The sequence below is a fragment of the Aquisphaera insulae genome (genome assembly GCF_011064615.1).
Classification (GTDB): domain Bacteria; phylum Planctomycetota; class Planctomycetia; order Isosphaerales; family Isosphaeraceae; genus Aquisphaera; species Aquisphaera insulae.
Genome location: NZ_JAALJH010000011.1, coordinates 66772 through 93537, shown reverse-complemented (window position 1 = coordinate 93537; position 26766 = coordinate 66772). Strand labels below are relative to the sequence as shown.

Sequence of the window (26766 nt, the reverse complement as noted above, 5' to 3'; positions counted from 1 at the left end):
CCCGTCATGATTGGCCCGGCCATCACCGAAGACTCGCCTCCGAAGCCCGCCGAAGCGGCTCGGCGAGCGCCTCGGCCAGCGAGGATCGGGACGATTCGGCGGCGAACTCCCGGCAGAGGCCGGAGAGGCGGTCGCGAAAGCGGACCCGATCGGCGGGCGGCCCGGCCTCCACGATCGCGGCCAGCCGCTCGGTGAGCTGGACGGGGAAGCGCGCGCCGGCCGGCCAGCGACGGCGGAGGACCGATTCCCAGGCGTCGAGGGCCGGGGCGAGCATGCCCCGGCCGGACGCGTCGAAGACCCGGGCCGTCGCCACGGTCTCCACGGCCCGCTCGATCCTGGGCCCGGCCTCCCCGGGCGGGATCTTCAGGAGCCAGTCGAGGAGCCGCCCGGGTTCGCCGCCGTGGAGGGCGGCATCGATCATCAGCTCGTCGAGCGCCGGGCGCAGGCCCGGCGGCAGCTTCGACCGCTCGAGGGACACCAGGGCGGATCGCCACACCGCATCGCCACCGCCCTCGCCCTCGCCTTGGCCTTCGCCGCCGGGACCTCCGCCGCCGCAGAGGGCGCCCAGGGCGGCCGTCAGGCACCCTTCCAGGCGGCCCTCCTCGTCGCCGCCCGGGGCGAGCGAAACATCCCTCGCGGTGATCTCGCGGACCATCCAGCCGGGATGGTCGCGGGCGAGCTCATCGGCGGGCGGAGTGACCCGCACGCGGCTCGATTCCTCGGATCCGGCGAGCAGGCGGTAGAGGGGGTCGCCCAGGTAGGCGAGCCTCCAGGGGCGGCCATAGACCTCGTCCTCCCCCTGCCGCAGGGCCGCGACCAGCGGCATCCCCCTGGCGGCCAGCCCGGCGACCAGCGTCGGGGGGCGGAACGCCTGGAGGTACGGCTCGTTCATCGAGCCGTAGTAGAGGAACGCCCCCTGGTCCAGCCATCGGCCGGCGATCGTCCCCGGGTCCATGGGGTCGGCCGCCGAGAAGCTGTGGACCATGGCGACCGCCGCGGGGACGCCCCGGGGTACGTCCGACGGCCGGCCCGGCCCGCCCGTGATGGTGAAGAAGTCGGGGCCGCCGGACGAGTTCACCAGGACCAGGCCGAACCGGCTGGCGGGGTCGAACGCCCGGTGCCAGGCCGCCAGGCTCGCCGCCGTCCCGGCGCGATGGAGCGGTTCGGGGGACGTCCGCCGGAAGCTCCCGAGGATCACGTCGGCCAGGTTCATCGCATAGGCGTCCCACGGGCCGCCGGACGGATAGGTATTCCAGAGGATGGTCCCGGACGGCTGGAGGAAGAGCGAGCCCATGGCCCGATAGACGCTCGCTTCGGGCCCGCCCAGCAGGCGGCCGACGAAGGCCCATCGCGTCCGCGACGCGTCGAGGTCCGCACCGGGCCCCTGGCCGGGGACCAGCACCCGGCCGATCAGGTCGTCGAGGGCATGCTCCCCCCGGACGGGCCTGGCGTCAGCGTCGTGGCGATAGCGATAGGGCCAGTCCATCGCCAGGGTGAGGAAGTCGCACCGATCGCCCATCGACGCGTGCGGGGCCGCCGCCGCCGCGGCCACGGACTCGACCGCCCGGGCGACCTGGACCGCCTGCGGCAGGGTGAGCACGTCGGCGAACCGGCTGGGCCCACCGGACTCGTCGACGAGGATCGGCCCCAGCCGGACCAGCGGCTCGAAGCGACCGGCGGCCAGGGCCGCGGCGCCCGCCAGCATGGGGCTGCCGGCGTCGCTGAGCACCAGGCCCGGCGGCGTCGGCCCGAGTCGCGAGGGGAAGCTCGCCGGGTCATCGAGCCGATCGTCGGGCACCGATCGATCCGACCAGCTCCGGGCCACCGCCAGCCGGGCCGCGACCCAGGGGGCGATCGCCGGCCGGGGCCGGCGCGACCGCACCCGGACGATCCGCGCGGGGCGGAAGGCACGCAGGAACGGCAGGGTCCAGGCCGGGTCATCGATCAGGATGGGGAAATACGCATGCTCATCCCAGTCCCCGAGCGCCTCCAGGAAGGTGGGGACGTCGGGGACGAGATAGACCTGGTCGAGGACCTTCCGCGCCGGCCCCCGCTCGCGTCGCCAGCGGTCGGCGGCGTCGAGCAGAGGGCGAAGCCTCGGGTCGTGGATCGTCGAGATCAGGCCGATCGACCGGGCCGGGCCCGGCCCCTCGCCCGGGCCCGGGGTGCCCGTCGCGGTGCCGCCCGCCGGGCCGACAGCCCCCCCGTCTCCCCCGCAGGAGAGGCCGCCGGCGACGATCGCGGCCAGGGCCAGCGCGAGGAGCGGCCGGGCGGCGACCTGGCTCCCTGGATCGCGGTCACGCATGGTGGCGACTCTCCGGCTCTCCGCGGCGATGCTGCCGGGGTGGAGCAAAGCCAGCCTAACCGTTATACTTCGAAGGCCCCGCGAGCAGGAACACGGCTTTGCCGGCTGCGGCGTCGGGGCCACCCTGCGCTGGATCGATGCGGCCGACCGGGCCGCGCACGTGACCGACGACCGGGCGTGGCCGCTCCTCGATGCCTCGTCCGGGCCGCGGGTCGTCTCCGCCGGCCTCCCGCCGGCCCCGAGATCTGCTTCGGAAGGGAAGGGCGTGATGAAGAAGGGCGGCATCCTCAACCCGGCGATCTGCTCGCTCCTGGCCGAACTGGGGCACACCGACGAACTCCTGATCGTCGACGCCGCGTACCCCCTGCCGACCGACGGGCACGTCATCGACCTGACCCTCACCCCGGGGATCCCCCGGCTGCTCGACGTGGTCCGCGCCGTCGCCGAGGAGCTCGTCATCGAGTCGTTCGCCGTCCCCGCCGAGATCAAGGACTACAGCCCCCGCCTCTTCCAGGAGATGGTCAAGCTGCTCGGCGACATCGACGTCGACGAGGTCCCCTTCCACGAGTTCCGGGAGCAGTCCCTGGACGTCAAGGGGATCATCCGGACCGCCGAGTTCAGCCCGTACGCCAACATCCGCCTGGTCGCCGGCAGCGCATTCTGAGGGCGGGCGAAACCCGGACGGCTCGGGCCGGGCCCGAGCCCCGTCCGCGAATTCCCGCTACCCCATGTCACCGGCCCTCCGGTTGTGCCACGATTGCGCCCCGAGGACTCGCCCCGCCCGCCGACCACGCCCGCCCTGAATCGTCCGCCAGCCCGACCCGAACGGAGCGACGACGCCACCCGCAGGGGACACCAGGATGTACCGCATCTTCATATCCGCGTGTTTTCTCCTTTTGATCGCGACCGCCGATCCGGCCTCCGCCGCCGATCCGCCCGGCGTGCCGTCCCTCGACGAGCTGGCCGGCGACTGGATGCCGACGGGGTCGCTCGAGAATCTCCCCTCGGTCTGCAACTTCGCGGGGGGCGTGAAGGCCACGGACAACCTCACGGGCTTCACCTGCCTGACGGTCCCGCCGGCCTCGCAGGGGGGGACGGCCGCGTCGGTCCTGCTGGACGGACGGCCCATCCCGGCGTCGGAGTCGCGATGGCTCCCCTACGAGGTCCGCCGCCGCACCGTCGTGGAGGGCGTGGCGATGGAGTCCGCCCTGCGGATGGCGTTCGAACGGCCCGGCGTCCTGATCCGGCTGACGATGGAGAACACGGGCAAGGCCCCCCGCACCCTGAAGATCGCCCTGGACCCGACCTGCCGCGTGCGGTCGTACGAGCCCGAGCGATGGCGGACCTGGGCGACGCCCCGCCCCGGCGAGGGTGAGGCCGCCGGTCCGACCCGGGCCTCCTTCGCGTCCGTCCAGCCCCCGGAGGGGGACCCTCCGCGGTGGACGATCACGCTGGCGCCGGGCGGGCGATCGGTCCTCGAGCTCGTCGTGTCCGTCGCCGCGGACCCCGGCCTGGCCCGACGATGGGCGGCGGACTTCGACGCCACCTTCGAGGCCGCCAAAGCCCGCTGGGAGGACCGCTGGCGGGCCGCCTTCCGGCCCGGCAACGACCATTTCTCCGGCCACCTGCCGACGCTGGTCACCGCCGACCCGCGGATCCGCCGCGTCTACTATCACGGGGCGCTCGTGCCCCTCCTGATGTGCCGCACGACCTTCCCGTTCAGCCGCCGATGCTACGTCACGGTCGGCCCGGAATGGGGCAGCACGCTGACCTATTTCTGGGACACGGGCATGTGGGCGACCGCCTGGGCGCTGCTCGATCCCGCCGTCATGCGCGAGCAACTGGCCCGATGGTTCGCGCTCGACCGCGATGCCTGCTACGCGGTCGACGGCCTCTCCGGCAAGGGGGCCGGGCCGTGGTACGCCGCCAACGACTGGAGCATCTTCCGCTGCCTCGACGCGTACCTGGCGACGACCGGCGACCTCGCCTTCCTCAAGGCCGATGCCGCGGGCAGGACGATCCTGGATCGCCTCGACGAGCTCGCCACCGCCTTCGAGAAGCGGCCACTGTCCGCGGGCAGCCCCCTGGCCGACTACGGCGGCAAGGACAACCTCCTGGAATGCTCGCCGACCTACGTCCGGGGCGTCCCCTCGCTCAACGCCGCCAATGTCGCCATGCTCCGCCGCGCCGCCGCCTACCAGGACCTTTCCGGCCATCACGCCCGCGCCGGCGAGCTGCGGGCCAGGGCCGAGGGGCTCCTGCCCGCGGTGCTCTCCCTCTACGAGCCCGGCCAGGGGGTCTGGAGCGCCGTCGACGGATCGGGCCGGCGGGTCCCGCTCCGTCATTGCTTCGACTTCATCATGATCGGCCACGCCCTCGACCGCGACCTGACCGGAGAGGTCAAGGCGGAGATGATCGGCTTCGTGGACCGCGAGCTCCGGACCGAGACCTGGATGCGCGCGATGAGCCTGAAGGATCCGGCCGCGGCGGAGTCCGACCGGCCCGACCACGGCCCGATGGGGAGCTACGACGGCTGGCCCGCGCTGACCATGGCCGTCTTCTGCCGGTTCGGCCGCGACGACGAGGCGGTCGAGTTCCTCCGCGCCGCGGAGCAGGTCACGCACGAGGGGCCGTTCTCGCAGTCGCACGACTTCGTGGGCCCGGACAGCCGGGGCCGGTCGCCGGTCGTCCGGATCGCCCGCCGCGGCGGCCAGGACTTCAACGAGGGCTGCGGCGCCGCCTTCGCGGACGTGATCATCGGGGACTTCTTCGGCTTCCGTCCCGACCTCGGCGGCGAAGCAAGCGGCTTCCCCCTGCGGGCGCCGACGTCGCCGCGCGGCTTCGAGGGCACGCTGCACCACGTCTCGTATCGAGGCGAGTCCTACGCGATCACGGCCGGCGGGCACGGCGTCCGCGGCCGGAAGGAATGACCTCCGACGGGACGCTGATCCACCGGGAGCATGACGATGAACGCTCTGTGCCAGTCCCGAGAGACCCATAAGCCCCCCCTGGTAAGGCGGGAAGCGGAACGCCGGCGCTCTCCTTCACCCGGCCTCGCTCTGCTCAGCGGTGAGGAGGCCAATTCTGGTCCCCTCCCCCCTGGTGGGGGAGGGCCAGGGAGAGGGGGAACGGGCGGGCCGAGGATCAAGGGCGGGCTGATACGGAGGGAACGGCTCTGCATCAACGCCGCGCGGCCTGGCAAGAGTGGTCGCCCCCTCTCCCTAACCCTCCCCCACGTGGGGGGGAGGGGACCAGAAGGCTCGCCTGGCCTCACCGGACTTGCCTGCACAGCCACGGCCTTGTTCCACCTCGGGATCATGCTGGTCCTCTCGACGGGCTGGGGACAGATCGCGGCGGCGAGCGACGGCCCGCCCCCGGCGGCGGCCGCGGCCTTTCGCGACGCCGAGGCGGCCTGGCACCTCCGGGCCGCGGCGGAGCCCGGCCGGCCGAATCCGCTGGTCGCCCACGGCCCGGTGCGGTTCGGGGTCGCGCTCGAGGGCGACGACCGCGCCGCCTCGCTCGCCCGCGGCGGCGACGGCTTCGCCGCCCGGCTCGAAGACGGGGGCTATCTCGAGATCGCCGGCCCGACCCTCGACCCGCCGGGGGCCGAGTTCACCCTCCTGGTCCGCCTCCGCGACGAGGCGGGGGCCTGGAGCTCGCCCCTCTTCGGCAGCTACGGCGGAGACGCCGCGGTCAGCCTCTACCTCCGCGGCGTGGATGGCTCGACCCTGCCTGCTCGCGACATGAACTACGCCGGCGGGATCGTCTCCACGCCGGCCGGCTGGATGTACGGCAACCCCGAGGGTCCACGCGCGATCAAGGGTTCTCGCGGCGTGGTCGAGTTCCTCTGGGGCGGCAAGGGCGGGGAATTCTCGCCCGCGCGAGACCACATGCTGCCGAAGGGCCTGCTCGACGGGCAGCCCCCGGCGCTGGCCGTCGACGCCAGGAACCGGGTCCAGCGCGTGATCTTCCCGGTCGAGCCCCTGGGGCCGACCGCCTGGCACGACCTGATCGTCCGGGGCACCGGAGCCCGCCTCGAGCTCTGGATCGACGGCGTCCTGCTCGATCTCGAGTTCCCCATCGGCACCACCCGGCCCGCGACCGCCCCGCGATTCCTCGCCGCGGGGGCCCTGCCGGGGGGGAAGATCCTGGCCGGCTTCCGCGGCCTCGTCGATCACGCCGCCCTCTGGCACCGGCCGCTGAGCGACGCCGAGATCGTCGGCCTGAGCGGCGGCCCAGCCCTCGCCCGCGAGCGAGAACGGGCGATCCTCGGGCCGATGCCGGCGCAGTTGCAGTACTTCCGCCCCCGGGGCCACGATTCCAAGGCCGGCGATTGCTTCCCCCTCTTCCATGACGGCACGTTCCGCCTCTTCTACCTGATCCTCCGGCGGAACATGCACAGCAAGTGGGACGGCGGCCACGGCGGCCTCGAGATCCACCAGGCCAGCACCCGGGACCTGGTCCACTGGGAGCATCACCCCGCCCCCGCGCCCGTCACCGAACCGTGGGAGGCCTGGAACGGCACCGGCAACACCGTCTTCCACGACGGCAAGTTCTGGATGTTCTACCCGACGCCCGACTACGAGGGACGCAAGGGGGGCATCCAGCTCGCCATCAGCGTCGACGGACGGGATTTCCTCAAGCATCCGACGCACCCCTACCTGCCGGGGGGCGACTGCGAGGTCTTCAACGACCCCGACCCGGCGAAGCGGACGATCCACCTGCTCAAGGCCGGTCCGACCTCCGGCAACGGCCTGCCGGAATTGAAGGACCGCACGCTCGTCGCCTGGGTCTCCCCCGCCGACCTGGATCAGGCGGGCGCCGGCGTGCTGACCGTCGAAGGGGCCGGGGACCAGGCCGGCCAGTTCGACTCGATCGTGCTCGGCGAGCTTTCCCGCCGCCGCTGGATGGCCGGCAGCAACAACATCCTCCGGACGCAGCGGGACCAGCACGCCAGCCCCGAGGAATCCGCGAAGCCCGGCGAATGGGTCCAACTGGCCATCGCTTGTCAGGGGAAGACGGTCACGCTGGTGCGCAACGGCATCCGTTATGCCCAGTACCAGATCGACGAGCCGCTGACCCTGAAGGCCGGAGGGAAGGTGCTGGTCGGCCTCCGGCACCTGGACCGTCGCGGCGATCCCACGGCGCACTTCCGAGGCGCGATCGCCGACGCCCGCGTCTACGACGCGGCGCTCACGGTCGATCAAATCGCGGCGCTCCGGCGCCACGAGCCGGGCGCGGTGAAGCCGGTCGTCTGGCTCGACTTCCGGGGCGGCGGCACCGCCGACCGCGCCGGCACGCTCCCCCCGGGCGAGCTCGAGGGCTCGGCCGCGGTCCGGGACGGGGCCCTCGTGCTCGACGGCTCGCGGAGTCGCCTGGTCGCGGGGGGTCGCAAGATCGCCCTGGCGCACTGGGTCTCGGACGACGGCGGGCGCTGGACCGAGCTCCCGGAGCCGTTCCTCGTCACCGACGAATCGGTGGTCCCGCAGATGTGCCCCCACTGGTTCCGCTGGAACGACTGGTATTACTTCATCGGCGGGGTCGAGGGGATCTTCCGCTCGCGGGCGCCTTATGGCCCCTGGACCCGCCAGCTCCCGGGCCGACTGGACAACCTGTCCGTCCCCAAGACCGGGGCCTTCGCCGGCGGCCGGCGGATCCTGGCGGGCTTCCTCGGCGACGACGGCTGGGGCGGGAACCTCGTCCTGCGGGACCTCGTCCAGAACGACGACGGTTCGCTCGGAACCCGTTTCGTCCCCGAGATGGTCCCGGAGGCCGGCCCCCCGCTGCCCCGACCGGCCGAGGATCTCGCCCTGACCCTCCCGGCGGGGCCCGGCCGCGCCGAGCATCTCTTCCGGGGAATCCCCAATGACGTCCGGGTGACGATGACCCTGTCGCCCCAGGGGGCCACCCGCTACGGCGTCCGGATCCGCGCGAGCGACGGCAAGGCTGACGGCACCGAGCTCAGCCTCACGCCCGCCGCCGGCCGCGTGGGTTACTCCGCGTCCACCCACAGCGCCAGCAGCGGCCCCCAGCCGGGCGGGCCATCCCTCGAGGCCGTCGCCGGCCTCGACCGGCCGATCCGGCTGGACCTCGTCTGCCGCCACGACATCGTCGATGTGGAGGTTGACGGCCGGCACACGCTCGTCAATCGCTACTGGAACCCCGCCGGCGACGCCCTGGGCGTCTGGGCCGAAGGAGGATCCCTCGTCGTCCGCGACGTCGTCATCCGCCCCCTGGTCGAGCACGTCCCCGCGGGTGCCCTCCGCGGGCCGGAGCGATAGATTCGCGGCCGGGACGACGTCCGCGGATTGGGTCCGTTCGTCGTCCCGCGTTTCCGGCGAACTCGACGCAAGTCCTTGCGGCGATTGGTCGCAGAGGCTCTTTTCGCGCAGGTTCGCCCCCGCCGAATTCGGCAAATCGTCCTCCGGCCGCCGGGTCGTCTCCGGCTGGCCCGCATCCTTCGGGAGGGCGAGGCTCCGTCCGAGCCCCGGGCCGGCCGTCGGATGGCAATCATGGTCGTGGGCCGAGTCCTTGCGGAGCCGGCAGAGCTCGTCGAGGACCTCCATCAGCTCCCGGCTCATCGCCGCGACCTCGCGCCGGGGGCCCTCGAGCGCGGCCTCCGCGGCGAGCGTCTCGCCTTCCTCACGACCCGCCTCGGCCGCGGTTTCCTCCAGGGCCTCGAGCCGCGCCTTCTCGTCGTCGATCACGCGGAGCAGGAACGCCCAGGCCGCACTCGACGACTTCGGCGGCGGCCCGATCTCGCGCCAGGCGAGCGACTCGATGAGGAAGTCCTCGGCCCCCCGCGCCGCCTGCCGGGCGGCGGCGAAATACTCCTCGCAGGCGGCCATGCCCTGGTCGTTGAGCGCATTGCAGGCCCGGAAGACGGCGTTGATCAGCGGGTCGATCGTGGTATCCCAGGCGTCGCCGCCGAGCAGCCGGACGAGCTGGTGCCGCTGGGCGGCCGAGACCTCGCCCCCCGCCCAGATCCAGTCGCGGAGGAACTGCCACTGGCCGCGGAGCCAGCACCGGCCCTGCTCCATGGTCTCGAGCTCGGCGACGATCGCCGCGGCACTCCGCCTCGGATCGTCCACCCAGCCGGTCCACGCCTCGAGCGACTGCACCAGCGCCCGGAACCGGGCCGTGTCCTCCGCCGAGGCCTGCTTCGGCTTCGTTCGCGTTCCGGGCCGGCCCGCCGCCCTGGCCAGGAAGGCCGATTCCGCCTTCTCGGCCTGCTCGATCTTCCAGGAGAGCGCGGCGGCCGTCGCCAGCAGCTCCCGCTCGCGATCGCTGCCGCCGAGGCCCGCGTCCTTGAGGAACTCCGCGGTCCTCCGCTCGAGCCCCTCCGCGTCCTGCCCGTTCGCCCTCGGCAACGGCGTGCCCTTCGGCCGCTGCCCCGGCCGGAGCCCGTTGCGCCGGGACCGGGCCCTGCCCGCCTTCGTCCTCGGTCCGGTGGACAGCCGCGCATTCCGCCGCCTCGCCTCGTCCTGGGCCGTGGTCGCCATCGTCGGGTGCCTCCGCGTCGGGGTTCCTCCGGGTGCGATGAGCGCGCGGCCTCGCGCAGCTCCTACCCTAATACAGTCCCGAAAAGTAGCCCGTCAGTTTCACCGTCCCGGAAAAATCACGGAAATCGACGCGGTCCGATCCTTCAATCCTCTCCGTTGGGACGGCGGGGCCGGACTCGGCCCGGCAAGAAAAAGACCCCGGGAGGGTCGGTCCCTCCCGGGGTCTCGCCTGCTCAAGGTCGCGCGGATCGATCCTCAATCCTCGAAGTTCGGATTTCCCTCCGCGATGTAGGCGCACTCGTTGATTTCGTCCTCCGTGTAGGGGACGGACTCGCCCGGGCCCTGGGGCGGGGACGAGGTTCCCGAGAGCTGGCTTGCCCCGGCTTCGCCGCTCGAATCGCCCGGAGCATTCTCAAGGGCTGATCCGACCGGGTCGGTGTGGACCCGGGAAATCGAGACATAGGCCAGGGCGAAGCAAACCTCCGTCATGGCCGACAGGATGACGAAATGCCACTGCATGACCTCGCAGTAGGCCGCCCAGAGGTGGAGGAGCGAGATCGCCAGGCAAACCTGTGCATAGCTCCTGATCCGACCTCGCGGCGGCCCGGAGGATCGGGGATTCCCAATCGCGTTCGAGGTGCTATAATCATTGTTAAGGGCGCGCACGGTAACCTCTCTGGCCACTGGCCGTTTGTGTCGCCGGACGAAATCCGCCCATACCCGGTAGTTCCCCAACCGCCGTGGGTATGAGTGGGCGCGAACTCCCTGCCGAACCGCTGGGCTCACGTTTCACAGACGCGGGCGGCAGCGGTTTTGCATTTCTCCTCGGAGAAATGCGCGATGATCACCGGACCGGCGGGCGGCCCGATCATTTCCACGAAACGGATGACACTCGCGCCAGGCGGGAAGAGGCGACCTGGAGCAGAGGACGCGAGGGTCGCGGACTTGCAGGAGGGGGCCGACGGCTCTGGCCGTGGGATGGGCCGGCGTCGCTGTCGACTCGCGGGATTTGATGGCTCGGTTCGAGGCCAGGAGAGTGGGGTTTTCGACGGGCGGGCTCAACCGGGAGCCGTCCTGGGATACCTCAACTGCCGACATGCCACTGGCAGGTCTGGCAGACTAGGTTGCGGTCGAAGCAGCTCATGCAGTGGCACCGGGCACAATAGTAGTCGTACGCGATCGGCTTCTGCGGCTCGCGGCCGTCCAGCATCGACGGGTCGGTATCGCCGCCGTGGCTGCGGGTGGCCAGACGATTCTCCTGGAGCCGGAATTCGAACGGCTTCGCCATGGGAGACCCCTCTCGGTTAGAATGGCGCTGAGTACGAAACGAGCGTTGTCGAAGGCGTCAAGGCGGGCTGATGTTCTCGGAAGAACACCGAAAGCCAACTGATCTAACGAGAATAATCGTAAATCCTCCTGGCGCTGTCAAGCAGGAAAATCCGAAGATTCCGAATTCGTCTCTCAAGCTCAATGGACATCAACTGTTCTTCTCGAAGAACCAGTAGGCCAGAGTCGACTGCTTCCCACGCCCCCCCGCCTCATATCAATGAATAGATGACATTTCGAATCTAACATTCATGATGGACGCGGCGTATTCCCGCGCACTCATGCCCTCGCCTCCGCCAATTCAGGGCGAGCCCCCGAAAATTCGGTCGTTCCAGGCCCCGCTCCTGACCGACCTGGATTCCATGGCGGGACCTCCTTGACCAACGGCTGGGGCACCAGGGCGGACCAGGGCCGGTCGTCAGACATCATGCCCAAGTTTCTTTACGGAAGGCCAAACGCCTCAACTCCGACTCTCCGCGCGCGAACGCTCAGCATTTCATGCCTGAGCCGGCTAGAACAGTATGTTAAACTTGTACGACTGATGCGCACACGACGTCTGACTGTGTCGGAGGCGATGGATGGCGGTCGAACGCGAGCTTTCGGATTTCGCTCATGAGCTGGAGTTGTTCTGCCGGGTTGCGGAGGAGCTTCAACTGAGGCCCGGGTCCCTGCGCGAGATCGCCACGCGGCTGGACATCAACTCGCCCAGCGTCGTGTCGAACTGCCTCAAGAGGCTCTCGGAGCGATACGGCAAGCGGAAGCTGGTCGACATCACGTCGACGAGCGGCCGGAACACGCTCACCGACGAGGGACGCCAACTGCTCGAGAAGGGCCGCGCCGCGCTCGACGGTTTGCAGAAGGTCTGGCATGAGGACCAGTCGGCCAGGCTGCGGATCGCCGCGTCGCACCTGCTGCTCGTCTACGTCCTCCCCAGCTTCATACGCCGGTATCTCGCGAAACATGAGAGGTTTTACAAGCAAATCGACTTCAATGATGCCTGTGCCTACGAGGAAACCCTCGAGCTCATCGACCGCGGCGGCCTGGACTTCGCCGTGGTCTGGAATCTGGAGGGGCGAGAGTCATACTGCAAGGCCAAGTACCCGTTCGTGAAGTACGAGAGATTCACGAATGAATTCGACGTCGTCGTGATCTGCGGCCCCCGCCACCGCTTCGCGGAGCGACTTCACCTCCAGGACCCGAGCGTCAACATCAAGGAGCTCGCCGGGGAGACCGTGTTCGTCCTCGAGGGTCAGCACCAGCCCTTCCTGGAGAAGCTCCCCTATCCCGACGAGAAGCGGGGAGGGAGGCGCGTCGAGCTCAAGGACTACTCGACGATCATCGCCCACGTCCGGATGGGCATCGACGGCGTCGCCCTCGTCCCGGGAGTCTATCGCGAGCTGGACTACTACCAGAAGCTAGGGACGCTGGCCCATCTCCCCGTCGTCTACACGGACGTCTCGGAGAAGGGCTCGGCGGACGGTGAACCGCTCCGCATGGGAGTCGCCGGCGTCTACAAGCTCGACAAGCTCGACAAGCCGGACCGGTCCTCGGACGAGGACGGGGCGCACACGATGTCCGAGGAGGCGTGGGAGCTCTACGGCGACATCAAGGGCTATTACGACAAGCCGTTCAACATGGCCGAGCCGGGTTGGCGGACGAAGAAGCGGGCCCCGGTGCGGCTCCCCAGGAGCCTGGACTTTCGGGAGTACGGCCAGGCCTACTTCATGGCGTTGACTTCGGAGCGGACCGTGAAGCTGCCCGAATGGCACTCGGCCATCCTCGATTGGGAGGAATCGGCACAGGGAGGGCGGTACTCCGGGAAGCTTCGGGTGGTCGATTCGCTCGCGAACACGGCGCTCTGCAAGTCTTACGCGATCTCGGCGGGGCCGATCTCCGACAGCGTGTTCTCGTTGACGGCCGAGCCGCTCTCTCATGGCGAGTATGCGCCGGCGATGATCGCCGTGTTCAACATGTCATTCCGGACCATCGTCCCCGGAGAGACGGGCCAGGCCCTGTTCGGGTTCTGGCACGGCACCGACTCCGACAACAAGCCGATGATGGCCCCGTTCATCCTCTGCCGTCGCGACGCGTCCGCACCGAGGCTCCCCCATTACGCCATCGCGGCGGTCGCCCGCTTCGGGATGCTGCGGGTCTCGACCAATCACGTGGACAGGCCTCCCCGGCCCGAGGATGGCTCACAAGCGGGGCTGCTCTAGCGCCAATACCGTTCAACGAAGGCTCGTCTCGTCTCGCATCGCGAAAGCGGAACGTGAACATCCTGGCAGGCAAGGAGTGTCTCCGGGTGGCCGTGGTGGAACACCACGGGACCGCCGTGGCCTCCAGGCGAAGCCCGTTGGGCGCGACAGCTTGCCGCACCGTGGTGTTCCACCACGGCCACCCAGGCTCAGCTCGGAGCCGACGTGACGTTGACCTCGGTCTCGTACCATCGCGGTTTGAGACTCTGCCGAAGCCCATGTGCCCCTACCCTTCGTTGAACGGTATTGGCTCTAGCGCCTCCTCATCGTTCAGAACTCGGGTTGCGGGATAGACAGGAATGTCTGTCCCCCGGGGTATGCAGCACAGCGAGTCGGAGATTTCGGAGGACAGGGGAGATTTCGGAGGACAGGCATCCCTGCCTGTCCCCTGGCCAACCCGACAATGGAGCGTCGACAACGCACTCGCCTCCGGTTGCCGGTCATCGTTCATCAAGCGTCAGGACCCCCAGGTCAACCGCATTCCCCGCCGGCTCCTGGCCGTCCGGCGGGACCTCGAAGTCGAGCTGGCAGGAAACGACGTGTCCCTGCGGGCCAGCGGCCTCCGGGACGATCCCATGAAAGCCCCCGAAGAGGCGATACTTGCCCGGGGGCAGGTCGTCGATGCGGAAACTCCCGTCGGGGCCGCTCGTAACCCGGAAGTTGGGTGGGGCGTAATCCTTCCCCTCGGTCAGCGTCCCTCCTGAGATCCAGGCGTGTTCCCAGGGGTGCTTCTGGTTCAGCCCATCGGCCATGCGGAGCCGGCCCACGACGGCCCGACCGGTGCCTCCCAGATCCAGGTGCACCGTTTGGCCCGCCGGGAAGTCCGCCGGGACCTGAACCGCCGAGGCAGCCCCCGGGGCTCCGCGGACCGACGGTGGCTCGAGCCATCGGCCGATCGCCCAGCGCCCGGGGAAGACGCGCTCGAAGACGAACCGGCCGTCGGGGCCCGTGGTGGCCTCCGACTGTCGGAATGCCAGAAGCTGGTTGCCGTCCGTGACCTCTTCGATGTCAATTGACAGCTTGACGTGCGCGGCGGGTTTCGCCCCCACCCGGAACGTCCCTTCCACCCGCGACCAGGGCTCGAGGCGGACCAGTCGGACGCGATCCCAGTCGTGGTCCTTCTTCGAATCGATCCAGGCATGGCCCGAGGGGTGGACGATCGCCAGCCGGAAGTCCTCCTTCGGCTGGGATAGGCGGAACGTGCCTTCCGAGTCGGCGTTCACCACCCGATAGGCCATCGGCTGCGCCTCGAAGTCGCCATTCGTGATCACGACCCCCGTCGTCCCCTTCAGGATCGCGATGCGGGCGCCCGCCGCCGGCCGGTTGTCCGGCGCGATAACCCGGCCGATGAGGCCGCGGGCCTTCGTCAGCGCGAGGTCGAGCGAGACGCGTCCCTCGTCGCTGCGGATCTCACGCGACTCCAGGCTCGCATAGCCGTCGGCCTCGATCCGGACGAGATGGCGGATGTTGTCGCCCCGCTGGCTCGGCCGAGATTCGAGGGTGCCGCCAACTCCCGGCGTGGACTGCCAGTCGACCCAGATCACCTTCGGATTGCGGTCGAAGGCGAGACCCGGGACGGACCGGAATCGCTCCACGGGCTGGCGCGTCTCGGCGTCAATCACCCGCCCGGCGATCACCAGCGGGGGCGGGAGCCGGAGTTCCTGCCGTTCGTCGCGGGCCATGACCTTGAGCACTGTCCGCTGCACCTCCCCGGGCGGGGCGAGGTAAAACGAGATCTCCTCCCGGGGCGCCTCGGCCCATTCCCAGCCGCCGTCCGCGTCGGTGTGCAGGGTCACGCCGCCGAGGTCTCGGGGCAGGATTCGGCCATCCATCCGGATCAGGTCGATGAGGGCATTCGAAACCGGCTTGCCGGTGTGATCGAGGATCCGGATCCGGAGCGGTCGGGCCGGCATCAGGGTCAGCTCGATCGGCGCGACGGGCCGCGATCCCACCGCCACGGACCGGGAAGCCATGGCTCGCCCCGGCGCCGTGGCGAGGAGATCGGTCGTGCCCGGAAGGCAGCCTTCCACCCGGAACGTCCCGTCCGGCCCGGTCGAGATCTCGTGGAACCTCGCTGCAGGCATGAGGCGCACGTGGAGCCGGGCACCGACGATCGGCCTGCCCCGCTCGTCCCGGATCTTTCCCTCGAAACCCTGGCCGCGGCGGAGCGTCACACTGTTCGCCGACCGCGAATCTCCCTCGACCGCGGCGGCCGCGCGGGTGAGCTTCACCATGGAACCTGCGAGCCCCGGAAGCACGATGCTCGCCGTGACCTCCGCTACGGACTCCGGGACGCGGTCATACCGCCAGCGCCCTTCACGATCGGTCGTCGTGGCGGGCCTGGAGTAGCGGGTGATCCGCTCCCCCGGCTGGAGCCTCGCCGCGATGCCCACGACGACCCGGGCCCCCTCGATCGGCTTGCCCTCCGGATCGAGAACGACACCACCGACGGTCCATGCCTTCTCCAGCTCGATCTTCAGCGGATTGGGCATCTCCTGGCCGACGATCCGGGTCAGCCAGTCGGCGGTGTAGAGCCCGTATCCGGGGATCGAGACGGTCACGTCCAGGGCGTTGCCGTGCGCCGGGATCCGGACGGCCAGCCGGCCCTCGCGGTCTGCATCCACGATCGCCGCGTCGTCTTCCCGCCTCGCGAACGTGCCCCGGCGGACGGCCTCGGACGTGAGCACGGGATAGGTCCGCAGGCTGACGGGAGCACCCGGGATCGACCGGCCGTCCGGGCCGACGACCGAGATCTCGACGTCCCGGGTCTCCTCGTTGTCAGGTTCTGCGGCGAGCGGGGTCGGTGCCGACGGATGGGGGTGCCCGCCGGCCGCGATGGTGACGGCGGAGCCGACGACCGCCGCGATGGCCAGGACGCCTGCCGCCCCGATCATCCGCATCTGCCGTTGCCGCCGCACGAACGCGCCGGCGAGCCGCGCCGCGGCCGAAGGCGCCACGGTCCGGGCCACGCTCTCCACGGCAAGGTCCCGGGCCACGGCCGTCGCGGTCGCGGCCCGAAGCGAGGGAGAGATCGCGGCTTCGGCCGTTTCCGTCGCACCGAGCCAGCCCGCGACGGCTGCTCCGACCGGGGCAACCCCGCGGCGAGCAAGCCGGCCGCGGAGCTTCAACCGGGCCCGGTCGAGCCGGCCGCGAAGCACACCGGCCGGCCAGCAAAGGCGGCGGGCCGCCGCGTCCTGGGGCAGTCCTTCCAGGTCGCAGAGGATGACCGGCCGGCGATATTTCTCGGGCAGCCGGCCGATCTCCTCGTCGAGGATCGACCGAAGCTCGAGACGCTCGGCCGATCGTTCCGAATGATGGAAGTCGACCGCTTCCGTCCGCGCCGCGAGCGGATCCCGCAATCGCCGGCGGGCGGCGTCCGCACGCAGTCGCGTCGCCACCTTCCAGGCCACGCCGTGCAGCCAGGGGCCGAGCGAACCGGCGGCCCGGAGCGATCGACGGCGGCGGACGAGGACCAGGAAGGTGGCCTGAAAGGCGTCGTCCGCATCCACGGATCCGAGGATCCGCCGGCAGACGCCCAGGACCATCGGCCCGTGCCGCTCCACGATCGCGGCGAAGGCCGCATCGTTCCCGTCCTCCGCGAATCGGCGGATCAGCTCCGGCTCCGAGAGCCCCGCGGCCGTGCCGGCGCGGAAGACCTGCTCCACGTCCCGGGCCAGGCTCCTCACGCCGACATCCGCCATCATCGAACCCATCGCCGTCCCCCCTCCGCGCTCGAATCCCACTTCCTCCATCCTTCATTGCCGCGAGGAGCCGACGCCACATGGTTTTTCCGATAGCCGGCGGCGAACTGAGGTCGGTCGAGGGGCGGCCTCTTCGCTGGTCTGCCGCCGCCTCGTCTAACCACCTCGCTGGAAGGGTAGGGGACGGAGGCGGATCCGCGAGGGTTCGATGATCGCGACGGCTCCGCCGTCGAGATCCGCCGTGATCGCCGGAAGGTTCGCGAGCAACAGGGCGACCTGGTCGGCGGGACGTCGCGGCGTGGCCCCGCGGAAGAGGATCACCGATGGCTTGCTCTCGGCGCGAAGGGCCAGAAGCGTCCCGCAATCCGTATCGGCCGAGATCACGACCCGATTTTCATCCGCCGCGCGATCGAAGATGACGGAATCCTCGGCCGCGGCAAGCCCGATCTCCCGGACATGGATCGCGTCGTGCCCCGCCTCCCGGAGGGCCTCCGCGATCGTCGGCGAGAGGGCATTGTCCACCAGGAACCTCATGGCGCGGTCACCAGCGGGAGCTCACGCTCCCTGACCGTCTCGGCCGCGAACAGGAGCGCCTCGCGGAGGTCGTCGGGCTCGAGGTCGGGATAAGAGCGAAGAATCTCGTCCCGGTTCATGCCCTCAGCGGTCATGCTCACGAGTGTGGCGACGGGGATCCGTAGCCGCCGGATGCACGGGACGCCGCCCATCTGGGCCGGGTCGATGGTGATGCGTGCGTATCTCATGGCATTCTCCTGTGCCGGGCTGGCCCGAAGCTGGGTCCAACGGCCCGTGATCGCATCCGCTGCCTCCCCGGGTATTCCCATTCGAACCTAGAGCAGTCGGTCACCATTCGCAAGCGAACGCTACCTCCTCCGTCCCGGATCCTCGATACTGGACGGGGCTCGGAACGACCCCAACTTCTTGATGTATGGACCTGATCATGACCTTGCGACCCTGGATCATCGTAGCGTTCGTCACGCTTGGGATCCCCGCCTCGGCCGCCTCGGCCGCGCCGCCGAACGTCGTCCTGATCTACGCCGATGACCTCGGCTACGGCGACGTGAGCGTCAACGGCGCCCGGGCCGGGCTGACGCCGCACGTCGATCGGCTGGCGCGCGAGGGGCTGCGGTTCACCGATGCGCACGCGACCTCGGCCACGTGCACGCCGTCGCGGTACGGGCTGATGACGGGCGAGTATCCCTGGCGGCGGCAAGGTACGGGCGTGCTCCCGGGCGACGCGAAGCTGATCATCGAGCCCGGCCGGACGACCCTGGCGAGCGTCTTCCGGGACGCCGGCTACCGGACGATGGCCGTCGGCAAGTGGCACCTCGGGCTCGGCTCGGGGGACCTCGACTGGAACGGCCGGATCGCGCCGGGGCCGCTCGAGATCGGGTTCGACGAGTGCTTCGTCATGGCCGCGACCGGCGACCGCGTCCCATGCGTCTACGTGAAGGATCACGAGGTCGTGAACCGCGACCCGGCCGACCCGATCGTCGTCCGCTACGACGCGGCCATCCCCGGCGAGCCCACCGGCCGGGCGAACCCGGAGCGGCTCCGCCTCCACCCCAGCCACGGGCACGACATGGCGATCGTCGACGGCGTCAGCCGGATCGGCTTCATGAAGGGGGGCGAGAAGGCCCGCTGGACGGACGAGGCGATGGCGGACACCTTCACCGCCCAGGCCGTGGAGTTCATCCGCCGCAACCGGGACCGGCCGTTCTTCCTCTACCTGGCCACCCACGACGTCCACGTCCCGAGACTTCCGGCCGCCCGGTTCCTGGGCAAGTCCGGGATGGGCCCGCGGGGGGACGCCATCGCCGAGTTCGACTGGACCGTGGGCGAGGTGCTGCGGGCCCTCGACGACACGGGCCTGGCGGCGTCCACGATGGTGGTCCTCACCAGCGACAACGGCCCGGTGGTGGACGACGGCTATCGCGATCAGGCGGTCGAAAAACTGGGCGGCCATCGCCCGGCCGGCCCGTTCCGCGGCGGCAAGTACAGCAAGTTCGAGGGGGGGACGCGGATGCCGTTCATCGTCCGCTGGCCGGGCCGCGTCCAGCCCGGGACGTCGCCGGCGCTGGTCTGCCAGGTGGACTTCGTCGCCAGCTTCGCGGCGCTGGTGGGCCGGGCGGGGACGATCGCGACGGCCCTCGATTCCCGCGACCATCTCCGGGCCCTGCTCGGCGAGGACGCGAAGGGCCGCGAGACCCTGATCGAGCAGGCCGGCGGCCTGGCCGTCCGGCGGGGCCGGTGGAAGTTCATCCCGGCTTCCTCCGGGGCCCGGATCCTCGCCAACACGGCGACCGAGACGGGGAACGCCCCCGCGCCGCAGCTCTACGACCTCGACGCCGATCCGGGCGAGACCCGGAATGTCGCGGCCGAGCATCCCGACCTCGTGGAGCAACTCCGCCGCGACCTCGCGGAGGCCCGCGGCGAGCCGCATCGCTCGAAATGAGTGCGGTCGGGCGTCTCGAGCGTATCGCGGATGCGTGGAGCACGCCCCGTGCGAGCCTTCCCTACTTTCCGTCCTTCCGTCCGTACGTCGGCCTGCTTTGTCTTCTCTTCTCGGTGCCTCCGTGCCTCTGTGGTTAGCCCTCCCCGGGGCGGATCGCGACCAGGCAGCAGGTCCGGCCCGGATCCGGGCGCGGCCAGCCGGCCTTCTCGGGATAGTGGCCGGCCTCCAGGTAGGCCTTGAGGTGCTCAGCGTCCTCCGCGGTGACGCCCCGGGCCACGACCGACGGGCAGGACGTGGCCAGCCGCTCGGCCTTCGCGGGGGACAGCTTGAGGCCGACGTTGGAGGCATTGCGGAAGCCCCCGGACTCGCGCCAGACCGTCCGGCTCGGGACGCTCGCGGTCATCAGGGCCGCCACGACCGGGCCGTGGAAACCGGGCTCCACCGATTCGAGGACGACATCGTAGGTCATCCTCGCATCGTACCCGCGAGTGGGTGGAAACGAAAGAAGGCGGGCGTCGGTGAGGACGTCCGCCTTCTTTCGTTTGACGAGAGGCACGTGGCGGGATTCGTAAGCCGGATTCTGTCCCGGCCGGGCTTTCACGGGCTAGCCGCTCGGGCCCTGCCGGGGATGATCATTTCTCTGGGACGCCGGTCTCCCGACGCCTCGAGCGACCTACCCGGGAGTCGATGACGGATCGGGTCGATCCGTACGCAAGAGGCGAAGCCGCCCTGGCTCGCCCGGTCGCCCGGGTCTGCCGCATCGAATTCGCCGATTCGCGTTGCCCCCTTATTTGGTCTTGCTCCTGGTGGGGTTTGCCAAGCCAGGGCGGTCACCCACCCTGCTGGTGAGCTCTTACCTCACCGTTTCACCCTTACCGAGGCCCCCTCACGGGCCGGACGAGCCGGCCGCGACGAGCCCCCGGCGGTCTATTCTCTGTGGCACTTTCCCTATCGGCTCGGCGCCGATGACGCCTCCCCGACGGTGGGCGTTACCCACCACCGCACCCTGTGGAGTCCGGACTTTCCTCCGGGGCACGTCCCCGGGCCCTCCTTCACGATCGGGCGATCGCTCGCCCTCTCGCACGACAGGACCCCGGCGCCCCGGCGATCATCGTGCCCGCCACGAGCACAGTCACCATCATAAGGCAGTCCCGCCCGCCCGACAACCGAGGTTGGCGAGACAAGACCGGTTACCTCTATCCATGAAGACGCCGCGGGGGCGGAAAGGTTCGAGACAAACGAGTTTCGGACGATGAATCCGCCTCCCGAGTGAAACTCCACGCCAGGGAGGATTCGATGGGGGCGACTGTTCGAGCGTCCAGGACGTCAACTCCCACGATTCGGGACCGATGGAAGTCCGGGTGTCACGAGCCGCCGTCGACTCGCCGAGCGATCGAGGAGGAGCTCCAGCACCTCCGCGGGGGATCTCTCTTCGAACGCCGCGAGCTTTCGAACGGCTTCGGCGACCGTCTCACCATAGTCGTCGTAGCTCTCGTCGAGCGGGATGATCAACTGATGTAGGGGAGAGCCCGGCCGATGATAGACGGCGATCGGCCCGTTCACATCCAGGACGCGGATCCATCCCAGGCTCTCGGCATAACCCTCAATCGCGTCCGCTCTGACGTGACTCGCCCGGCCGGACGCCAGTGGTGCGGGATTCATGGACAATCTCCTCTCTCCGGGACACTCGCGTCATCAGCCGCGTGAGGCTATCGACGGAAAGGACCTGATGGCTGGGCAGATAGACGGTCTGCGACGATCGATTCGCACTCGCAGACGCCCCCTTCAAGCTCATCCAGTACGCGACTCCCCACAGCGAGACGGATTCCTCCCCGTGCTCCAGCCATCGGGCCGGATCCGGGTGCAGATGGAGGACAACGAGCAGGCGAGGCGAATAGACTCTTATGCTCCTCAACCTATTGTACTGTTTGAGCGGTAGCCTGTGAGGAAAATAGCCTGCTTGGAAGATGGGCGGCCTTGCGGTGGCCTTGAGCTGCACATGTAGATCGAACGAGGTGAGTAACGAGCCCGGATCGAGGCGCCGCCCATCTTCGCGAACCACGGCATCCGCGGCCGCATTATCCAGATGACGGTTGGAGACTTCGCATCCGAACCCCGCACGGCTTGCGACCATGTGCAGATATGCATAGCTCAATTCTGATTCGACGTCCTGGGCGGACAACAATTCCCCACCTCCGACCGAAAGGCCTCATCGCTCGGTTCTTGGCGCTTTGTCCTTGAGCCATCTGGACAGGGCGTCATCGCACTGCAACGACAATCCTCCGACAATCCATCGCTCCGATTCAAGACTTGCATCCCGCATGACCGATGGTAGTGGCACGCCGCGCATGACGCGCGGTGCTGCGCCCGCAGCATCCCCATCATTCCGGTGATGTAGGGGTTCTGGGGAAAGTCCAGGCGGAGGCCGGGGTTCATGCGGCAGCCGGGAGGATCAGTCTGGGCCGAGCGGGCGCTGGTGGCGCTTTTCCTGGCGAGCCTGGCCGGGACGCTCAACCTGGTGGTGATGATCCATCGGGACGCGGCCAGGAATGCCCGGGAGCGGGCGCGGATCGAGGCGGAGCGGGTGGCCCAGACCGCGAAGGCCGCCCCGATCGTCACGCCGCCGGCGGCGAGCCCTCCCCCGGCGGTCGCGGCGAAGCCAAGGCCCGAGGATCGGCCCACGGTCCGGCCGCCGAGCCCGGCGCCCGCGCCTTTGCCCGAGGATCCCACCAAGGTGAAGCTCGCGGCGCTGGCGAGCGCAACCGCCCGGGAGATGGCCGCGGCGAAGGAGGCCGACCGCAAGGCGGAGGCCGCCGAGCAGGCCCGCGCGCGGGCCCTGGCGGAATCGGACCGCTGGAAGCGGCGGGAGATGCTGGTCACCCAGCAGGTGTCGACGATCGCCGACCGGGTCAAGAAGATCGACCAGCAGGTCGACGACCTGGCCTTCGAGCGCGACGTCCTGGCCCGCGAGCGCGACGCGCTCAAGGCGGCGGTCGCCAAGCAGAGCGGCAAGGGGTCCTACGCCGTGCTCCCGTACAAGGGGCCAAACGGGAGCTGGCGGCGGCCGATCGTCCTGGAGTGCGTCAACGGCACGGTGGCCGTGCGGCCCAACGGCCCGGTCTTCTCGATGCTGGACCTGGCCTCGATGGGCACCCCCCGGTCGAGCCCGGTCATCCTGGCCATCGCCCGGGAGCTGCTCCGCGTCCAGGGCTCGGACTCGCCCGACGGGGCGCCCGTCGTCCCCTACTTCGTCTTCCTGGTCCGGCCCGACGGCATCCGCCCGTACTACGAGATCCGGGCCCGGCTCGAGCCGCTCGGGATGGCCTTCGGCTACGAGCTCGTCGATCAGGACCTCAAGGTCGACGTCCCCGACTTCGACGACCTCCGGACCTGGGACGGCACCATCCCCCTCGACGAACCCATCGTCTCCGCGCCCGACGGCAAGGACCGCAAGGGTTCGGGCAAGGGATCGGGCTCCGCCGGCAACGGCCTGGCCCAGGCCGATGCGGGGGGACGCTCCGCAAGCGCGGGGGAGGACGGCGGCCTGAACTGGCCCGACGGCGGCGCGGGAGCCGGACGTGAAGGGATCGCCGGCCGCGGCGGAAAGGCCGGGGCCGCCGAGGATGACTCGCCGGAGGCTTTCGTCTGGCCGAGACCGGGCGGACGCGGCTCGCGGCCCTCAGCCGGATCGAACCCGACCGACGCGAACGAGAACGACGGCGGCGGATTGGGCCTGGGCGAAGGTCCTGGCCCCGGCTCCGGCGCCGGCGCCGGGCTCCCGGGACCGCGGCCGAAGGTGGGCGGAGGCGGCAAGGGAGGCGGCACCGGCACGAAGGGCACGGGCAAGGGCTCCGAGGACGGCAGCCGTCCGGGACTCGGCGGCGCCGTCAAGGAATGGACCGCGGCGTCACGGGGGTCAAGCTCGAAGGGCCGGATCGACCCGCGGCTCGGTGGCGGGACCGGAACCGGCTCCGAGGAGGATCTCCGCGCCAAGGGGTGGAAGGTCGTGCCCGACCTCGAGGCCGCGGACGAGTCCGGGGCGGCGAGCGGCGGCACCGCGGCTCCTGGCGTGGCTCCCCCTTCCGGGTCCTCGCCGATCCCGGCGCCGGAGCCGCTGGTCCTGGACGGCCCGACCGGCGGAACCGGGGCGGGCAGCCTGGCGGGGCGGGGACGAGGCCGGACGACCGGCGAGGCCATCGCGGGTTCGCCGACGGCCGGATCGTCCGCGGCCGGCGAGGAACCGGGGGGCCTCGAATGGCAGGCGGGATCCGGGAAGCCGCCGGCCGCGAGCGGGTCGGCCGGCGCGGCCGGGGCGGCCGGGGCGTTGGCGAACCAGGGCCAACCGGCGGCGGGGAACGGCGGAGCCGCGGAGCTGGCCAGGGCACTGGCCGCCGCGTCCGCCAAGGCGAAAGGCCCGGGCGGAAGCGCCGGGCCAACTTCGGCCCCATCGGGCCTGGGGGTCTCGCTCGGTTCGCTGACGGGCTCCGGCTCCCCCTCGCCGTCGTCGCCCTCATCGACGAGCGGCGCGGCGGCGCCGTCGATCGGCGGGCTGGTCTTCGGCTCGGATTCGGGGCAACAGGGTTCTCCGGCTTCCTCGCCCGGCGATGCGAAGGGGGACGGCTCGCCCGAGTTCATGCCGCCGATCAAGAGCCGGATCCCGGACGGGCCGTCGAAGACGATCGAGGTGCCGTTCGAGATCACGGTGGCCTGTGAGCCGACCGGGCTCCTGATCCATCCCGGCGGCTACCGGATCACGGCGAGCTCGCTCCGGGATCGGAAGAAGGACAGCCTGCTGGTCCGGCAGCTCCTGGCCGTCGCCAACCAGCGGGCGGCCGCGGACCCGACGATCCGCCCGCTGCCTCGCGTCAAGTTCCTGGTGGAGGGGGGAGGCTCGGAGACCTTCTGGTCGGCCCGGAAGCAGATCCTGTTCTCCGGGCTGGGCTGGCCGATGTCGCTCCAGGTGACAGGCGACCAGGGCCCGAGGCTGATGGAACCGCAGGCCTGGTGATCCCGGCCCGATGGGTTGAGATGAGACGACGGAGGGAGAGGAGAGGATGGCGTCGATGGTCCCGTCGCGATACGACCGCCTCCGCCCCGTGGCGACCGTGGCCAGCCTGCTCGCGGTCGTCGCGGGCCTGACCGGCTACCTTCGGCTGCGGGACCGCTTCCACCCCGCGGCGAGCGTGCCCGTCCAGGCCGCCACGCCGGACCCGGCGGAGCCCCCGCCGCAGGTGGTCGTGGTGCCGCCCGTCGCGGAGGAGCCGGCGAAGTCCGAGGCCCCGCCGATGCCGCCGGCGCCGGCCCCCCCTGCCCCGCCGGAGCCGCCGAAGCTGGACATCGCCGCCGTGGCCCGAGCGGAGGCCGCGCTCGACGCCGCCGGCCGCGACCGCGACCGGGCCGAGGCCCGCGAGAAAGCCGCGGCGAGCCAGCTCGAGTCGGCCGTGAATCGGGCGGCGCTCGACGCGGCGAATGCGCGGAAGCTCGCGCTCCGGATCAAGGATCCGTCTACCCGGATCACCCAGGTCGCCGCCCGCGGCGGCTTCATCCGCTCGGACGTCGAGAAGATCAAGAAGGAAGTCACGGCCTTGCGCTCGCTGCCGCGTCCCAAGGCGACGTCGATCCTGACCAAGAGCCCGGTGTCGCGGCCCGCCGCCGGCGACGAGTTCCACTTCGAGCTGAGGCGCAATCGGATCAGCTTCATCAACCTGGAGCGGCTCCTCGAGCTGGCCAAGTCCGACGCCCAGGTCCGGATCCGGATGGCCGATCGGACGGGCCTGATCCAGTCGCAGGTCGGCCCGGTCGGCGCCTTCTCCCTGGCCTATGTCCTGGGCCGGGCGGGCGTGGGACTCGACGAGCTGATCGAGCGCCAGAGCATCCGGTTCGACCTCAAAGGCTGGGAGGTCGTCCCGGACCACGAGAATCGCGGCGAGAGCTACGAGGCGACCCGGAACCCGATCTCCGCGTATGGCCAGGCCGTCAACCGGCTCAGCCCGGGCCGCTCCGTCGTCACCTTCTGGGTGTACCCCGACAGCTTCCCGCTCTACCGCGCCCTCCGCGCCGAGCTCACCGACCGCGGCTTCAGCGTCGCCGCCCGCCCCTTGCCCGAAGGCATGACGATCCGGGGCAGCCCGATGGGGTCGGTGTCGGCGGCGCAGTGAGGCGAGTGGATCGGACTCGCTTGTGGCTTGCGGCCTCCCGTCGTCGGGCCTCGGTTCGTTCTTCCGGTTTCCCATCCATAGCTGGTGGATCAGGATGACCCGATCGGCTTCTGGCCATGGAGCCGAAGTCGGGCCACCGTTCGAGGCAGGCCAGCCGTCTCCAGTCGGGCCAGGAACTCCTCCTCGGTCATCGGTGGATTCTTCAGGGCTTCTCTCTGAAGCCGGATCGCCTCGAGGAACTCGTCGGGGACTGCATCCAGGAGTTGAGCCAGGAAGGGGTCGGGATGGAGGGCCTTGACGCCGTATGCATCGAGGACCCCGGATGGGAAGTCCGCGAGGTTGAAGGTGAGGATCCTCGAGGCGCCGGCGCGGATGGCCGCGGCCAGCACGTGCCGATCGTTCGGATCGGGGAGTGTCAGGTCGTCGTGGATCTCCGCGGTCCAGCGAGCGTGGATCGTCCCGGCCTGTGCAAGTCTCACGATGAGGTCGCGGACCGGCGCGGAATACAGGACGCAGGCGTCGATGACGGCCGTCGGGACGGGCTCGATCACCATCAGTATCCCATGCCCAGCTCCTGGGCGTCCGCCGCGAGCTCATCGGCGATGCGGCGGCGGGCCTCGTCGTCTTTGCGGCGATACTCCAGCAGGTCGTCGAGCCGCACGTGCCGATGCTGGCCGACCAGCCGATAGGGAATCTGCCCCGCCTCGAGCAGGCCGATGACATACGGCCGAGAAACGTTCAGCAGCGTGGCCGCCTGCTGGGTGGTCACTTCCTCCTGCACCGGCACCATCGTGACGGGCCGCCCCTGGGCCATCTCCGCCAGGATTTCTCGGAGCGCACGGGCCGCCCTTGCCGGAAGTGGAGCTTCCACGCCTGCGCCCCGGACGCCCGAATCGCACACCCTGAGCTCGCCCGGCCCGGCCTCGAGCATCCCGTCGAGCCGGCTCAGGGACTCTCTGGCGATCCGGATCTCCTCCGCCGTGAGCGTCGTCGTTTCAGGAACCGATGACATGCGATCCTCCCCGGCTTGACTCCTCCATTCTAAC

At 70.3% G+C, this 26766-nt stretch carries 19 protein-coding genes and 1 other RNA gene; 8 read left to right on the top strand and 12 right to left on the bottom strand.

Annotated elements, in window-relative coordinates; translation table 11 throughout:
• Nucleotides 1–22: 22 nt before the first annotated feature.
• On the bottom strand, nt 23–2305 hold the full coding sequence (locus tag G6O54_RS09155; protein WP_165223569.1) for a hypothetical protein: 2283 nt from the start codon (nt 2303–2305) through the stop codon (nt 23–25).
• Here G6O54_RS09155 and rbsD point away from each other — a divergent pair.
• The 4 genes from rbsD to G6O54_RS09135 all read left to right on the top strand — a co-directional run bounded on the left by rbsD (nt 2304) and on the right by G6O54_RS09135 (nt 10099).
• Nucleotides 2304–2969, top strand: coding sequence for a D-ribose pyranase (gene rbsD, locus G6O54_RS37800; protein WP_250846787.1), 666 nt, complete (start codon nt 2304–2306; stop codon nt 2967–2969). The two genes, G6O54_RS09155 and rbsD, sit on opposite strands and share 2 nt — an antisense overlap.
• A gap of 196 nt (nt 2970–3165) precedes the next feature.
• Nucleotides 3166–5235, top strand: a complete 2070-nt coding sequence (locus tag G6O54_RS09145; RefSeq protein WP_165223567.1) for a glucosidase family protein — start codon at nt 3166–3168, stop codon at nt 5233–5235.
• Between the two features lie 387 nt (nt 5236–5622).
• Nucleotides 5623–8586, top strand: a complete 2964-nt coding sequence (locus G6O54_RS09140; RefSeq protein ID WP_165223564.1) for a LamG-like jellyroll fold domain-containing protein — start codon at nt 5623–5625, stop codon at nt 8584–8586.
• A 499-nt stretch (nt 8587–9085) separates the two neighbouring features.
• The gene (locus G6O54_RS09135) at nt 9086–10099 is read left to right on the top strand and encodes a hypothetical protein (protein WP_165223561.1); all 1014 of its coding nucleotides are present in this window, start codon (nt 9086–9088) and stop codon (nt 10097–10099) included.
• On the opposite strand, the gene G6O54_RS09130 is transcribed toward G6O54_RS09135, so the two are convergent.
• A complete protein-coding gene (locus G6O54_RS09130; RefSeq protein WP_165223558.1) occupies nt 10063–10473 on the bottom strand; it encodes a hypothetical protein in 411 nt (136 codons plus the stop codon). The two genes, G6O54_RS09135 and G6O54_RS09130, sit on opposite strands and share 37 nt — an antisense overlap.
• 418 nt (nt 10474–10891) lie before the next feature.
• A complete protein-coding gene (locus tag G6O54_RS09125; protein WP_165223555.1) occupies nt 10892–11095 on the bottom strand; it encodes a hypothetical protein in 204 nt (67 codons plus the stop codon).
• A gap of 616 nt (nt 11096–11711) precedes the next feature.
• Between G6O54_RS09125 and G6O54_RS09120 the strand changes: the two genes are divergently transcribed.
• The gene (locus tag G6O54_RS09120; protein ID WP_165223551.1) at nt 11712–13349 is read left to right on the top strand and encodes a LysR family transcriptional regulator; all 1638 of its coding nucleotides are present in this window, start codon (nt 11712–11714) and stop codon (nt 13347–13349) included.
• Between the two features lie 479 nt (nt 13350–13828).
• Here G6O54_RS09120 and G6O54_RS09115 read toward each other — a convergent pair whose 3' ends face one another.
• The 3 genes from G6O54_RS09115 to G6O54_RS09105 all read right to left on the bottom strand — a co-directional run bounded on the left by G6O54_RS09115 (nt 13829) and on the right by G6O54_RS09105 (nt 17850).
• Nucleotides 13829–17101: a sigma-70 family RNA polymerase sigma factor gene (locus tag G6O54_RS09115; protein ID WP_165223548.1), complete on the bottom strand. Its 3273-nt coding sequence runs from the start codon at nt 17099–17101 to the stop codon at nt 13829–13831.
• A 144-nt stretch (nt 17102–17245) separates the two neighbouring features.
• On the bottom strand, nt 17246–17623 hold the full coding sequence (locus tag G6O54_RS09110) for a DUF5615 family PIN-like protein (protein ID WP_165223545.1): 378 nt from the start codon (nt 17621–17623) through the stop codon (nt 17246–17248).
• The gene (locus G6O54_RS09105; protein ID WP_165223542.1) at nt 17620–17850 is read right to left on the bottom strand and encodes a DUF433 domain-containing protein; all 231 of its coding nucleotides are present in this window, start codon (nt 17848–17850) and stop codon (nt 17620–17622) included. The genes G6O54_RS09110 and G6O54_RS09105 overlap by 4 nt, the downstream gene beginning before the upstream one ends.
• Nucleotides 17851–18047: 197 nt before the next feature.
• Here G6O54_RS09105 and G6O54_RS09100 point away from each other — a divergent pair, with 197 nt between their 5' ends.
• Nucleotides 18048–19562 (top strand): sulfatase family protein, encoded by a 1515-nt coding sequence (locus tag G6O54_RS09100; RefSeq protein ID WP_165223539.1) that lies wholly within the window; start codon nt 18048–18050, stop codon nt 19560–19562.
• Between the two features lie 133 nt (nt 19563–19695).
• Here the strand turns inward: G6O54_RS09100 and G6O54_RS09095 are convergent, their stop codons facing one another.
• The 4 genes from G6O54_RS09095 to G6O54_RS38750 form a co-directional block, all read right to left on the bottom strand.
• The gene (locus tag G6O54_RS09095) at nt 19696–20031 is read right to left on the bottom strand and encodes a hypothetical protein (RefSeq protein WP_165223536.1); all 336 of its coding nucleotides are present in this window, start codon (nt 20029–20031) and stop codon (nt 19696–19698) included.
• Between the two features lie 93 nt (nt 20032–20124).
• An RNA gene (rnpB, locus tag G6O54_RS09090) (RNase P RNA component class A) lies at nt 20125–20620 on the bottom strand.
• Between the two features lie 268 nt (nt 20621–20888).
• Nucleotides 20889–21224 carry a hypothetical protein gene (locus G6O54_RS09085; RefSeq protein WP_165223402.1) on the bottom strand — a complete coding sequence of 112 codons (336 nt, stop codon included), beginning with the start codon at nt 21222–21224 and terminating at the stop codon, nt 20889–20891.
• Nucleotides 21166–21717, bottom strand: a complete 552-nt coding sequence (locus tag G6O54_RS38750) for a DUF4365 domain-containing protein (protein ID WP_369432131.1) — start codon at nt 21715–21717, stop codon at nt 21166–21168. Before G6O54_RS38750 ends, G6O54_RS09085 begins: the two co-directional genes overlap by 59 nt.
• A gap of 279 nt (nt 21718–21996) precedes the next feature.
• On the opposite strand from G6O54_RS38750, the gene G6O54_RS09075 reads away from it, so the two are divergent.
• Nucleotides 21997–24570, top strand: a complete 2574-nt coding sequence (locus G6O54_RS09075; RefSeq protein WP_165223530.1) for a hypothetical protein — start codon at nt 21997–21999, stop codon at nt 24568–24570.
• Nucleotides 24571–24616: 46 nt separating this feature from the next.
• Nucleotides 24617–25720 (top strand): hypothetical protein, encoded by a 1104-nt coding sequence (locus G6O54_RS09070; protein ID WP_165223527.1) that lies wholly within the window; start codon nt 24617–24619, stop codon nt 25718–25720.
• Between the two features lie 89 nt (nt 25721–25809).
• Here the strand turns inward: G6O54_RS09070 and G6O54_RS09065 are convergent, their stop codons facing one another.
• Together G6O54_RS09065 and G6O54_RS09060 are read right to left on the bottom strand one after the other, a co-directional pair.
• A complete protein-coding gene (locus tag G6O54_RS09065) occupies nt 25810–26271 on the bottom strand; it encodes a VapC50 family PIN domain-containing toxin (protein WP_205678717.1) in 462 nt (153 codons plus the stop codon).
• Nucleotides 26272–26273: 2 nt separating this feature from the next.
• Nucleotides 26274–26732: a helix-turn-helix domain-containing protein gene (locus G6O54_RS09060; protein WP_165223522.1), complete on the bottom strand. Its 459-nt coding sequence runs from the start codon at nt 26730–26732 to the stop codon at nt 26274–26276.
• Nucleotides 26733–26766 lie beyond the last annotated feature (34 nt).

What these genes read in the sequence shown, in the direction of transcription:
- rbsD (WP_250846787.1), top strand. Translation starts at nt 2,304, where the DNA reads ATGGTGGCGACTCTCCGGCTCTCCGCGGCGATGCTGCCGGGGTGGAGC.
- G6O54_RS09155 (WP_165223569.1), bottom strand. Translation starts at nt 2,305, where the DNA reads ATGCGTGACCGCGATCCAGGGAGCCAGGTCGCCGCCCGGCCGCTCCTC.
- G6O54_RS09145 (WP_165223567.1), top strand. Translation starts at nt 3,166, where the DNA reads ATGTACCGCATCTTCATATCCGCGTGTTTTCTCCTTTTGATCGCGACC.
- G6O54_RS09140 (WP_165223564.1), top strand. Translation starts at nt 5,623, where the DNA reads ATGCTGGTCCTCTCGACGGGCTGGGGACAGATCGCGGCGGCGAGCGAC.
- G6O54_RS09135 (WP_165223561.1), top strand. Translation starts at nt 9,086, where the DNA reads ATGAGGAAGTCCTCGGCCCCCCGCGCCGCCTGCCGGGCGGCGGCGAAA.
- G6O54_RS09125 (WP_165223555.1), bottom strand. Translation starts at nt 11,095, where the DNA reads ATGGCGAAGCCGTTCGAATTCCGGCTCCAGGAGAATCGTCTGGCCACC.
- G6O54_RS09120 (WP_165223551.1), top strand. Translation starts at nt 11,712, where the DNA reads ATGGCGGTCGAACGCGAGCTTTCGGATTTCGCTCATGAGCTGGAGTTG.
- G6O54_RS09115 (WP_165223548.1), bottom strand. Translation starts at nt 17,101, where the DNA reads ATGGGTTCGATGATGGCGGATGTCGGCGTGAGGAGCCTGGCCCGGGAC.
- G6O54_RS09110 (WP_165223545.1), bottom strand. Translation starts at nt 17,623, where the DNA reads ATGAGGTTCCTGGTGGACAATGCCCTCTCGCCGACGATCGCGGAGGCC.
- G6O54_RS09105 (WP_165223542.1), bottom strand. Translation starts at nt 17,850, where the DNA reads ATGAGATACGCACGCATCACCATCGACCCGGCCCAGATGGGCGGCGTC.
- G6O54_RS09100 (WP_165223539.1), top strand. Translation starts at nt 18,048, where the DNA reads ATGACCTTGCGACCCTGGATCATCGTAGCGTTCGTCACGCTTGGGATC.
- G6O54_RS09095 (WP_165223536.1), bottom strand. Translation starts at nt 20,031, where the DNA reads ATGACCTACGATGTCGTCCTCGAATCGGTGGAGCCCGGTTTCCACGGC.
- G6O54_RS09085 (WP_165223402.1), bottom strand. Translation starts at nt 21,224, where the DNA reads ATGAATCCCGCACCACTGGCGTCCGGCCGGGCGAGTCACGTCAGAGCG.
- G6O54_RS09075 (WP_165223530.1), top strand. Translation starts at nt 21,997, where the DNA reads ATGCGGCAGCCGGGAGGATCAGTCTGGGCCGAGCGGGCGCTGGTGGCG.
- G6O54_RS09070 (WP_165223527.1), top strand. Translation starts at nt 24,617, where the DNA reads ATGGCGTCGATGGTCCCGTCGCGATACGACCGCCTCCGCCCCGTGGCG.
- G6O54_RS09060 (WP_165223522.1), bottom strand. Translation starts at nt 26,732, where the DNA reads ATGTCATCGGTTCCTGAAACGACGACGCTCACGGCGGAGGAGATCCGG.